General features: G+C 50.4%; 8 protein-coding genes. 4 read left to right on the top strand and 4 right to left on the bottom strand.

The genetic code is table 11. From position 1 onward, the window contains the following. The first annotated feature begins 737 nt into the window (after positions 1-737). From DVH26_RS21550 to DVH26_RS21535, 4 genes are all read left to right on the top strand, one after another. Positions 738-2,663, top strand: a complete 1,926-nt coding sequence (locus tag DVH26_RS21550) for a putative thiazole-containing bacteriocin maturation protein (protein ID WP_239625228.1) — start codon at positions 738-740, stop codon at positions 2,661-2,663. Further along, a complete protein-coding gene (locus DVH26_RS21545; RefSeq protein ID WP_239625226.1) occupies positions 2,660-4,603 on the top strand; it encodes a TOMM precursor leader peptide-binding protein in 1,944 nt (647 codons plus the stop codon). The genes DVH26_RS21550 and DVH26_RS21545 overlap by 4 nt, the downstream gene beginning before the upstream one ends. A 63-nt stretch (positions 4,604-4,666) precedes the next feature. Continuing rightward, positions 4,667-6,220 (top strand): SagB family peptide dehydrogenase, encoded by a 1,554-nt coding sequence (locus DVH26_RS21540; protein ID WP_239625223.1) that lies wholly within the window; start codon positions 4,667-4,669, stop codon positions 6,218-6,220. Between the two features lie 364 nt (positions 6,221-6,584). Continuing rightward, positions 6,585-7,565 (top strand): phosphotransferase, encoded by a 981-nt coding sequence (locus DVH26_RS21535; protein ID WP_239625221.1) that lies wholly within the window; start codon positions 6,585-6,587, stop codon positions 7,563-7,565. An 85-nt stretch (positions 7,566-7,650) separates the two neighbouring features. On the opposite strand, the gene DVH26_RS21530 is transcribed toward DVH26_RS21535, so the two are convergent. The 4 genes from DVH26_RS21530 to DVH26_RS21515 all read right to left on the bottom strand — a co-directional run bounded on the left by DVH26_RS21530 (position 7,651) and on the right by DVH26_RS21515 (position 11,635). Then, complete coding sequence (locus tag DVH26_RS21530; protein WP_239625219.1) at positions 7,651-8,673, bottom strand: HAAS signaling domain-containing protein; 1,023 nt, start codon at positions 8,671-8,673, stop codon at positions 7,651-7,653. Next, a complete protein-coding gene (locus DVH26_RS21525; RefSeq protein WP_239625217.1) occupies positions 8,660-9,007 on the bottom strand; it encodes a PadR family transcriptional regulator in 348 nt (115 codons plus the stop codon). Before DVH26_RS21525 ends, DVH26_RS21530 begins: the two co-directional genes overlap by 14 nt. Positions 9,008-9,812: 805 nt before the next feature. Then, positions 9,813-10,952 (bottom strand): sensor histidine kinase, encoded by a 1,140-nt coding sequence (locus DVH26_RS21520; protein WP_239625215.1) that lies wholly within the window; start codon positions 10,950-10,952, stop codon positions 9,813-9,815. Beyond that, positions 10,949-11,635 carry a response regulator transcription factor gene (locus DVH26_RS21515; protein WP_239625213.1) on the bottom strand — a complete coding sequence of 229 codons (687 nt, stop codon included), beginning with the start codon at positions 11,633-11,635 and terminating at the stop codon, positions 10,949-10,951. The genes DVH26_RS21520 and DVH26_RS21515 overlap by 4 nt, the downstream gene beginning before the upstream one ends. Between the last annotated feature and the right edge of the window lie 163 nt (positions 11,636-11,798).

Here is an 11,798-nt window from a genome sequence, read left to right as displayed (position 1 = left end):
TTTTCCCAGTACTTCTGGGCTATTTTTTTGTTTATAAATAGGTACGTATGTTCTTATATTTGGAATATTCATGTAAATTGGCCCTCAGAGGATATCCGGGGGCTGTTGTTTTGTTTGTCTAGATGTTGGTACAAACGCCTAAAAAATAGGTCTTTGACTCAGTAACAAACGCGGAGCTTCGCCCATAAGTTGGAATCATGTCGATATCAAAAAAAGTTACTGGAGGTTTTATCAAATGACTAATTTTCAAAATGAGCTTCAGCAGTTGGATGTTTCGCAGTTCCAGGCAACGGAAATGACACCTTGGGATCAGCAAGCTCAGTATTATGCCGGACAATATCCTAATGGCCAAGTGCCTGTAGATCCTTCTCGTCTTTGTGTCGGATTTTGCGCTGGAGTCTGTGCCGGATTTTGCGCAGGATTTTGCGGAGTTTTTTGTGCCGGAGTTTGTGGTGGATTTTGCGGCGGGTTCTGCGGAGGCGTTCGCTGCGGGGGCTTCTGTGGCGGCTTTCGTTGTCATAACTGCGCAGGATTTTGTGGCGGCCACCGCTGCCGCTAAGGCTGACACTTTCGTCTCTCATATGATTAAAGTAAACCGATCGCCTCTGCACAGTGCTGTGCAGGGGCGATTTTCTATCTCATAGATGATGTATGACATGAGGGACAAATAGAAGTACATATAATGTAGAACGAAGATTGAAAATTGTAGAAAAGCGTTTATAGCTAGGAGGGCTGAGATGACAAAATTGACCTCGTCTGCGCGCCTTCAGGTAAAGGCGGATACATTTTTTTTGCCGGATCAGAATGACGGCGTCTATTTCCGAAACAACGTTGGCACGTTCCAAATGAAAGGTGAGATGATTGACCGATGGCTTGAAAAGCTCATCCCCATGTTCAACGGGGAGCACACAATGGAGGAATTGACGGACGGGCTATCCGGGCCTTACAGGGACCGAGTGTACGAAATCGCGGAAGTGCTGAGGGAAAAAGGCTTTGCGCGCGATGTGAGCCAGGATCGCCCGCACGTTCTCTCGGAGCAAACGGTCCGCAGGTATGCAGGGCAAATCGCTTTTCTCGACAGCTTCGGCGATTCCGGCGCTTACCGGTTTCAGTGCTACCGGCAGGCTGAAGTGCTCGCGGTAGGCTCCGGTCAGATCTTTTCCGCGCTTGTGTCGTCGCTGCTTGAGTCGGGCCTTACTCGGTTTCGAATGCTGATTACGGATTCGCTGCCGACGGATCGGCATCGGCTGACGGCTTTGGCGGAGCACGCCCGCTTGACGGACCCTGAGGTGGTGATCGAGGAAGCTGTACTGTCGAACAAGAATGCCGACGGTTGGAGGGAAGCCGTGCGCCCGTACCAAGCGGTCCTCTACGTGTCTGAGCAGGGTGATTGCGAGGAGCTCCAGCTTCTTCATAAGGCATGCCAAGCGGAACGCAAAATGCTGCTTCCTGCCGTGAGACTGCATCAGGCCGGCATCGCGGGCCCTATCCTGCAGCCGGAGAGTACGGTCAGTTGGGAATCGGCGTGGAGGCGCATCCACAAGTCCCAAGTGTTCAAAGATCCGGAGAGGTTTGCCTTCTCCTCAACGGCGGGGGCACTGCTCGCGAATGTGATCGTTTTCGAGCTGTTAAAGACTCTGACGGGAGCTGCCGAGCCGGAGCAGAGAAACTCATTGTATCTGCTTGATTTGGAGACATTGGAAGGAAGCTGGCATTCATTACTGCCGCATCCCCTTGCTGCCGGAAAAGTCACTGCCTCAGCTAGCTGGGTAGATGACGTTGAGCTTCGGCTCCAGGATGGACCGAAAGACGCAGTGAATGGGTTGTTTCCGTACTTCAGTAAGCTGACTTCGGACCGAACGGGAATTTTCCATAGCTGGGAAGAAGGGGACCTTGGCCAGCTGCCCTTGTCACAATGTCGCGTTCAGACAACCGATCCGCTGTCTGCCGGACCCGCCGGTCTGCTGCCGGACATCGTTTGTTCGGGAATGACGCACAGGGAGGCGCGTCGTGAAGCGGGGCTCGCCGGGCTTGAGGCGTATGTATCTCAGCTTGCGGGAGTTCTCGTGAATACCGAGCAGTGTATCGGCATCGGTATCGGAGAGACGGCCGCAGAAGGCGCTGCTCGCGGACTGCAGGCTTGTTTGACGAAGCATTTGGAGGCGCGGTCGACAGACCGTAAGCCAACTGTCGTTCGGGTTCGGCTCGGTCAGATTGACGACGAGTCATGCAGGTTTTATTTACAGGCGCTGACTACGATGCGGGGCACACCGACGATCGGGCTTGGTGAGGAAGTGTGCGGTTTTCCCGTCATATGGATAGGTACGGAGGATGGATGGTTCGCAGGCACCGGCTTGACCGTGACAACGGCGCTGCGCAGGGCACTGCAGGCCTCTCTGATGAAGGCGCAAAACGGATCCCTATACCGCTTGCCGCAAGCCGTAGAGGTGGAGACCATGCTGCTTAGCTCGGGCAACCCTCTGGAGCTGTCCGTCCCAGCCGAGGAGTCGGAGGCGAGTCTGGATGGGGTCAAGGATGCGATGCGGAAGCTGAAACTAAGCGGCCGGGAAGTTTACGTCATTGATTTGGCGGTGGAACCGTTTTTGCTTGATGGTCCTGCTGCTGTCTTCGGCGTGCTGCTTGGAGAGGGGGGAGCAGTATGAGCGCGGTCGTAGCCGTTGTCGGAGAAGGAGTGCTGGCGGAGCTGGTGTGTGGGGAGCTTATCTCCGAGTGCCGTATCGTTCGTTTGACCCATATCAGAGAAGAGCTGCCGGAAGATGCGGAATTTGCCCTGGTACTGAATGATGCTTGGCATCCAGCCGATCACCGTGAGGCGGAAGGGGTGCTGCAGGCTGCTGGCATTCCATGGCTTCGCGGTTTCGTCATCTTCGGTGAAGGCGTTGTTGGGCCGCTCGTCAGGCCAGGCAAGTCTGGATGCTCCAGGTGCGCCGATACCCGGCAGCTTTTAGCAGGACGCGACCGCAGGGAAATGTGGGGGCTGCAGCAGCGGTTGACGGAGACCGGGGGAAGCCCCTCTGACTCATGGGCATCACGATCGGGGCTGCTGCATATGGCGCATCTGCTTGCGGAGGAATCGCGGAACGTGCTACGGCGTATCGCTTCCCGTACAGAAGAGCGTGTGGTTCTGGTCAACCTGAAGACGTTGAATTGCTCCAGCCATTTCTTCCTACCGGACCCGTTGTGTCCCATATGCGGAAGTCTGCCCGAAGATTCGCGGGATGCAGCCCGGATATCGCTAAAGCCGTCCCCGAAAGTCGGAGACAACATCTACCGCAGCCGATCGCTCCAAGAGCTGAAAGCTTTTCTTGCCCGTGACTATCTCGATTACAAGATGGGATTTATTAACGGAAAAATGCTGGATTTGGTTTCGCCCTTAGCCGATGCAACTGTGAATCTTCCGATGTTAGAGCAGGATGAGGTGACGGCCGGCAGGACGAACAGCTATGCAGATAGCGAGCTGTCGGCTATTCTGGAGGGCTTGGAGCGGTATTGCGGCACGGCACCGCGCGGCAAGCAGCCAGTTGTTCACGGCAGCTACAGGCAACTAGCGGACGAAGCGCTCGATCCCGTGACGGTTGGGCTGTATTCGAAGGAGCAGTATGAGCTTCCTGGATTTCCCTTTAGGCCGTTCGATCCTGATGCCGAGACCGATTGGGTCTGGGGATACTCTTTTGCGCAAGAACGCCCGATTTTGGTTCCGCAGTGGCTTGCGTATTACAGCTCTCCCTGCCGGCAAGGCTTTGTGTACGAGACATCCAATGGCTGCGCCCTGGGCGGAAGCTTGGAGGAAGCGATCATGTACGGGATACTGGAGGTCGTGGAGCGCGATTCGTTCTTGCTGACATGGTATGCACAGCTGCCGCTTCCCCGCATAGACCCATACTCCGCCGGTGACCGCGACCTGACGCTGATGATTGAGCGGCTGCGGGCCGTTGCCGGTTTTGACGTGCTCTTGTTTAATGCGACGATGGAGCATGGCATTCCCAGCATTTGGGCAGTGGCAAAAAATAGAAAGACTAATGGCTTGAACCTTGTTTGTGCTGCCGGAGCGCACCCGGACCCGGTACGGGCAGCAAAAGGGGCGGTTCATGAGCTGTCGGGGATGATGCTTACACTAGACCAGAAATTCGAGGCGAACCGGGAGGATTATATGCGGATGCTTCACAATCCTTCGCTGGTTCGGAGCATGGAGGACCATTCCATGCTGTACAGCCTGCCGGAGGCGGAGCCGCGGCTGCGCTTTTTGCTGGAGGAAAACCGGCCGATGCGCTCGTTCTCTCAAGAATTTGAGCCCGCTCCGAAGCACTGGGATTTGACCGAAGACCTAAGAGCCATGATCGGTAAAATTCTCCAGCTGCACATGGATGTGATCGTAGTTGACCAATCGACACCGGAATTAAAGCGTAACGGGTTACATTGTGTGAAAGTGCTGATACCCGGCATGCTGCCAATGACGTTCGGTTACCATTTTACCAGGTTAACGGGACTGGAAAGGGCGCTTCGAGTGCCGGCAGTGCTCGGGTATACGGATCGGCCTTTGCGTCCGAAGGAGCTCAATGCTCATCCGCATCCGTTCCCTTGAGCCCCGATGATGTCGGCTTATGCCAAACCGAGGTATCATTAAATGGCGATTGGGGGAAGCAGAATGAGCCTGGAAGCGTTTGTTCGCCAGCTTCATGCCGACGGCGACGTGAGTGGGCTGCCCGGCTGGGAGGTCGATTGGGATGATGCACCGCTTGCGTATAAGCTGTATCGCGGCCTGCCGACTCTTCCGCTGTCCTCGGATATCCCGATGACACTAGAAGCACGGGTAACGCCTGTCGAACCGAGCCTTAAAGACATCGGCCATTATCTATGGTACGTATATGGGCTGACGCAAGTAAGCTATTCTCTTGCGTCTCCGATGCGGACGTACCGCAGATTCGTCCCTTCCGGAGGAGGGTTGTACCCAAACGAATTGTACGTATATCTCCGCACGGAAGTCGGCGTTCCCGGACTTTACCATTACGATGCAGCGCATCACCGCCTGGTGCTGCTGCGCAAAGGCGGTTTCGATTCGTACTTGACCCGGGCTCTTGGCAACCGCTGTGACCTATCTTCATGCTTCGGCGCTATTTTTGTATCGACGATGGTTTGGAAAAATGCTTTCAAATACAGCACCTTTGCCTATCGTCTGCAAGGGCTCGATTCAGGCGTGCTGCTAGGGCAAATGCAGGAAGCTGCGAAACGGTTCGGTTATGCATCTAGAGTGCATTTCAGGTTTCTGGACCGACCCGTGGGCCATCTGCTCGGGCTATCCGGTTCAGAGGAGAACATATTTGCGGTCGTACCTCTTTCGGTGCAGCGCGACATCGCTTGGATAGAAGATGCCGGCGGTAACCGGATGCAAGTCACAGCGGATGAGCTCTGCCGCGAGCTTCCGGCTGTTCAGCATGATTATTATGTGCGTTCGAGGTCGGTTAAGCAGATTCTGCAGTTGACTCAGATGAACGAAGCCACTGCGATCGATTCGCTGTCGACGTTTCGCCGGTTCGAGCCCGTCAATCGAGCGGAAAGCGGACTTCAGACTGTCTATTTACCATCAGTGAAGCGGCTCAGCTTCGATCTAGCGGCAGCCAGCCGAGCACGGCATTCGCCTGAAAGCGAATTTGTCTTGGGCCGTGTAACAGCGCACCAGCTTGCCGCTCTATTGCAGGAAGCTGTAGTCTCCTTCGCTTATCGCAACGATTTGGACGGCGTGGCCGAGTCACTTCCGACTCGTGTCGCATTATACGGATGTTTCTATAACGTCGAAGGCATACCGGACGGCGCTTATCGCTATGATGCAGCTGCTCACGCGCTCCGGCGCGTGCTTGCCGGTGATCATCGGCTCCGGCTGCAGAAGGGGATGACATTGCACAACGTCAATTTGTTTCAAGTACCTATCTGTCTGCACATCGCCGGCGACAACGAACATCTGATTCCCCAATTGGGGTATAGAGGATACCGCATCCAGCAGATGGAGGCCGGCATGCTCCTGCAGCGCTTGCTGCTGGCGGCAACCGCACTCGGCATGGGCGGGCGTCCGCTTCTTGGCTTTCAGGCCGGATTGTGCGATGAGCTCTATAGGATGTCCATGCAAGGACGAACCAGCCTCGTCCAAATCCCGATCGGTCACTGCCATCACCGTCCCCGGCTGGAGGGAGGGCTGCATAGCTAGTTGATACTTGATTTTGCCGAGATGCGGTACGGGAAAAGTTATTATTATCAGTATCCGATTTGTGCCTCGATACTGTAGCCTTGGTCGGCTTGGTCTTCCGTAATGACGAGACCGAAGATTCCGTCGGATTTTGCTCTTTCTATCAAAGGACTTTCAAAGAAAATGAACGAACCGCCTCCACTGGAAAGGCGGTTTTCTTATGCCTTCAAGACCGCACTGTCAAGAGCGTAAGTAGGGGTGGCGGTAGGTGACTATATCAATTCGCGGAGTTTTTACGAAAAGCATTCATTATTACTAAGAAGAGAGGTTACAAAGGGCCCTGCGAGGAATATAACTTATACACGTAAATTTAGGAGTTGGTCAATTGGAGACAATGATCTCAGAAGAAATGATCCGAGATGATCTACTAAAAACATTCCATCGCCTCTTCAATGTAAACGTACTTGAAGCTACTCCAATAAAACGAGGGTGGTTAAACTTAAAATGGATAGTTACAACGGATTCAGGGCAATTTGTACTTAAACAATACAATAAAAGAAGATTGAATAATCCAGAGGCGCTATTGTTTGCATTCTCTCAACAGATTAGATTATTTGCCCAGGGTCTTGCGTGTCCCAAGCTGCTATCTCATAATGAAAGGATTTTGCTTGAAACTGATAACGGAGAACGCTTTATGGTGATGGAATATTGCCAGGGCAACCTAATTCCACCAGGTAAAACCAATGTGCATCAAATATACGATTTAGGTCGAGCAACAGGAAAAATGCATCGATTATTAAATGATGGAACCATTAGTATTAAAAAAAGCCCACAATTTATTCCTCCTAGTCGTGAGGAGCGTTTAGCACACTGGAACTCCGTTTGGAAACAGGCGAAGGAAGCTGGTAAAACCCAGTTGCTCGATGATATAGAAACTCAACACAGAGCAACGGAAGAAATAAATATAGAAATACTCGAATTACTTCAATTAGGCTGGGCTCATCGTGACCTTTGGGTCGATAATCTTCTATTTCATGAGAATCGATTAACTGCAATTCTTGATTTTGATCGGCTAAGATATGACTATCCGCAGCTTGATGTTGCTCGTGCTATTATTTCATGTGCGTTAGATGATAATTTAGATGTCTCCCTTGCCTCAGCATTTATTGAAGGGTACAGCGAAGAACGCACCGTGGTAAAGGGTTACTTAACAATTTCATTAAGGTTGTTGTGGTATATGGAAAGCACATGGTGGATACATGCCAACATGGTTCAACATAGTGTACCTCCCGTTCGCTTCGCAAAGGAAATGCGTTGGCTTGCTGAAAATCAAAACAAGTTGCCCGCTTTGTTGGGAAATATATAGATGATGCGAAAGCGGAAGTGCAAAAAAAGGATAGCAAGTCCAAGAATTCTTGGATTAAGCTATCCTTTTTCAATTGCATATAGGGTTATAGTTTTGACGCAGGGACGCGCTGCTTTCCGAAGCCATTTGCCTTGCGAAAGCCTTGATAGGCATCAATCACAGCGAATAGAACGAATATAAAGACGGCCATAGCGTAGATTCCCTTTTTGGATGCGTCGGTCATTGCAAATAAATCCGTCATGTACGATACAAAGTCGGTATTTAACAGCAGTGGATCACTAATAAGGATAATGAAAATGATGGAAGAGACGAGATGGAATGCGGCATTCAGCAAGGCTACTTTTCTGGTCCATTGCGCAGTAGTCCATTTATAAATCGTCGTTGCGGCTTCCAATGCGATAACGAAGACGACCAGCGGCCAGTAGGAGAGCAGCACCTCCTGGTTGAAAGTAGGCGTGACGAACACAAGGCCTTTCGACCCTTTCTCATAAACCCCCACCAGATGAGCCGCGTTAAAATAAACCGATGCCCAGATAGTGGTCCATAATAAGCTGCCGAACACTTCTCCTTTGGAGATCGCCCTTTCTTTGGGGATAAAAGGGATTTTGCGTAAATTATCTGGCTTCCATGGCTTGAAGTAGGAGCTGGAATCAAAGGATTTTGAATTCGAGGTGCGTTCCAGGATAGCAAATACAATCGTTACCCAGAAAAACACTTGAATCGCTCCGCTCAAAACCGACCATATTCCATGTCCAATCGTGTCCAGAATGATGTTTAGCACCGCTTCGCTTCCCTTGTAGGCAATCACACTCTCCGCAATGACGGATACGATAGAAATCGCTGCAGCTATTGGCACAATCATTTTTAACAGCTGAATGTACAAATCATAAAACCGCGGCCCGATTAAATGCATCGGACGGTCCAGGTAACCGTTCGCCAGGATCGCCGGATCACCGAGCTTCAGCAGCGCGGAATTGACGTCTTGTTCGGAATATTCATCCGGGAGCATGTCTTCAATCGTCGAGCGCAGCTCCAGCGCGATGTCTGCACGATTTTTTTCAGGAAGCCTTCGCGTTACTTCTTGAATATACAAGTCAATCAGATTCATAGGTACCATCTCCTTTTAATAAAATGTTCAGTTCACGGGTTGTTTCTTCCCATTCTTTCAAAAGCTGCTCATAAATCTCCGTCCCGAATGCGCTCAACTCATAATATCGCCGCGGCCTGTTTTCCGACGTATCCCAGCTGCTTGTCACCAGCTCCTGCTTTTCCAGACGGCGGAGCAGGGGATACAATGTACTCTGGTCAATCGTGATCCCCCGCGCTTCCAAAATTTGAACAAGCGAATATCCATATTTGGGCGTTCGCAGCTGGCTTAATACAGCTAATGTCAACGTACCTCTACGCAACTCCGTCGTCAGTGAACTCAGTAAACTGCTCATTACTCCACCTCTTGTGCATCATACTGTGCGTCATACACTATATATTTTATACTGTGTATCATACACTATGATGAAAAATATAGCAATATCCAAAACACAGTATTGTATTGGACTTTGAGAAAATCCGCTTTTGCCTGCTCTAAGACGTAATCAAGTAAAAATGAGAAAACAGATTCGTTTCTGGGGATTTTGCTAGTTAGACCACTTGAGAGAGGAGTTGCGGCTTTATGGAAAAAAGGCATGTCATTTCACAAGCGTAGGGATTGTCTGAGCAAGAGGCGCGATCCTAATTCATCGCAAACGGGGTAATCTATAATGAACTCAAAATTTGCCTGCTTGACCTGAACCATGGTTCAGGTTGTACTATACTCGCAGCAGGTCCGAATTCACAGATGCGGCTTGAGAAAAGGAGGACAGACATGGAAAAGACGTACGCCATAGCGGATATTTCGGCTCATACGGGGCTCAGCATGTTCTATTAAGGTTTATTTTGGACGCCAACGTGATCGGTTATATCTTAATTTTATACAACATTAACGCGGTGACGTGGTAAATATAAAGAATGGCTGTCGAGACTCTCTCGACAGCCTGAAAAGCCCACTTGGGCTTTATTTATTGTTTTTGTCCCTATTCCTAGGGGAGAGTGGGGCGAGCAGGACGAGCAGATTGCCTATAATACCCGAGGTTTACTTGGAATCCCCAGAGTCCTGAACTTTATGGAAAATAGTCTCTGGGTTGAAATTTGACAAACACACTGGATCCTGGTGGAAAGAGTAGAGGCCGAATCCCTAATGTTCTCTCTAGCTTATCCAATCTTGTTTAAAATATCATTACCCAAAGGCAAATAGACGGTAAATGTCGTACCTTCACCAGGGTTACTCACAACGCGAATGAACCCTCCGTGGAATTTGACAAAATGGTGGGCGATTGATAATCCGAGCCCGGTTCCGCCTGTATGCCGCGAACGGGCCTTTTCCACACGATAAAAACGATCAAACAGGTGGGCCAGCTCTTCGGCTGGAATACCGATGCCAGTGTCTATCACAGAGACACATGCATAGACTGAATCCCGATCCATGACCTTGTCTTCAATTACAACCGAAATCTTTCCGCCTTCCGACGTGTAGCGAATTGCATTGGTTAACAAATTGATGAACACCTGCGTGATCCTTCTCGCGTCGGCAATCACCACCACAGGCATCGTGTTCGAAGAGAGTTGTACTTCCAGTCCGTTCTCCTCCGCCTCCATTTTCACATCATCCACGATTTGTTCAAGTCTAGCGGCCAGATCTATAGGTTTGCAATCCAATACTAACCGCCCCGCTTCAGCCAAAGACAAGACATGAAGATCTTCCACAAGCAAGCCTAACCGTATCACTTCGTCATGAAGTCTAAGCAGCATTTCAGCAGGGACGTATTGGCCGAGCTGTTGAGCATTTTCTAATTTTAGCTGCATGATAGAAAGCGGAGTTCGAAGCTCATGAGCGACATCAGCTACCAACCGCCTACGGCCGTCCTCTGCTTCCCGGAGGCGGAGCGTCATATCATTGAATGTCTGGATTACTTTGCCGTACTCGTCTTTTGATTGTACGGGAACGTTCACATCCAGATCGCCTCGTGCAACACGTTCGATAGCGGTTATAAGCTTTCTTAGCGGAAGCGTCAGGACCCCCGAAATCCATAAACTGAAGAACAGCCCGATTGTTACGAAAAACACCCAATTTCCGAGCCAAAAACGCTTCATCCTACCTATAACGTATGTCTTCAAGATCTCGATTTGTTCCCCGGGTAGTGCATTCAAATAAGATGTATCGATTTCTTCCTGACTAAATTGATCAAACAAAGACTCCATGTAAACCTGATTATTTACGATATGAGATCCACCGATCATAAGAACGAGCAGTCCCATGGAGACGAATATTTTCTGTCGTACCGTCATCGTCATGATAATTCACCGAATCGATATCCGAAGCCGTATACCGTCTGGATATATCGGGGATTGCCTGTATCATCCTCTAGTTTTCTACGGAGATTTCGGATATGCGAATCCATCGTCCGTTCATATCCCATATACTCGTCCTGTAACGCGGCTTTTAATAACTGCAGGCGGCTAAAAACGATTCCGGGACGCGCCGCCAAAGTGAATAAAATTTTGAATTCGGTCGGCGTCAGTTGAATTTCCTTGCCATCTTTGAATACCTGGCATTTTGCCTCGGAAATGATCAAGTTGTCTCTTTCCAAGAACATCGATCTGTCTTCCAGTCCGTTCAAGCGTCGAAGTAAAGCTCTGATGCGCGATGCGAGCTCGCGCAAGCTAAACGGCTTCGTCAAATAATCGTCCGCGCCGATTTCCAGACCGACGATTTTATCCGATTCATCCGATCGCGCCGTGACCATAATAATGCCGCAATGCGAGGTTTGCCTTATTTCGCGGCATACGTCAATGCCGCTTTTCTCAGGGAGCATCCAGTCAAGCACGACGATATCTGGCCGTTCCGAACGGGCAATAACCAGCGCTTCCTTGCCTGTCCGCGCGGTTAATATACGGAAACCTTCACGTTGCAGATAGGTCTGCATCTCCTCCAGCATGCCCGGCTCATCCTCCGCAAGTAACAATTTCGGTTCCATTCCATCACATCTTTCCACTTTTAATCAACTTCCAGTGTACCGCTTACGGAGATTATACCGCGAATTGACAGGTTCTTGAAGAAATCCACGCAAAGAGAGGATGATCTGCATAAGTTCTCGACATTTGTTGTGTAAACTGGCTGTGAAAGGAAAGTAAAAGTCA

The sequence above is a fragment of the Paenibacillus sp. H1-7 genome (assembly GCF_022354825.1).
In the GTDB taxonomy this organism is placed as follows: Bacteria; Bacillota; Bacilli; order Paenibacillales; family NBRC-103111; genus Paenibacillus_S.
Note: the sequence above shows the minus strand (reverse complement) of the source record. Positions and strands in the feature narration are given on the sequence as shown.

Coding starts and splice junctions, on each gene's coding strand:
- DVH26_RS21520 (WP_239625215.1), bottom strand. CDS start 10,952: ATGACGATGACGGTACGACAGAAAATATTCGTCTCCATGGGACTGCTC.
- DVH26_RS21515 (WP_239625213.1), bottom strand. CDS start 11,635: ATGGAACCGAAATTGTTACTTGCGGAGGATGAGCCGGGCATGCTGGAG.
- DVH26_RS21550 (WP_239625228.1), top strand. CDS start 738: ATGACAAAATTGACCTCGTCTGCGCGCCTTCAGGTAAAGGCGGATACA.
- DVH26_RS21540 (WP_239625223.1), top strand. CDS start 4,667: ATGAGCCTGGAAGCGTTTGTTCGCCAGCTTCATGCCGACGGCGACGTG.
- DVH26_RS21530 (WP_239625219.1), bottom strand. CDS start 8,673: ATGAATCTGATTGACTTGTATATTCAAGAAGTAACGCGAAGGCTTCCT.
- DVH26_RS21525 (WP_239625217.1), bottom strand. CDS start 9,007: ATGAGCAGTTTACTGAGTTCACTGACGACGGAGTTGCGTAGAGGTACG.
- DVH26_RS21545 (WP_239625226.1), top strand. CDS start 2,660: ATGAGCGCGGTCGTAGCCGTTGTCGGAGAAGGAGTGCTGGCGGAGCTG.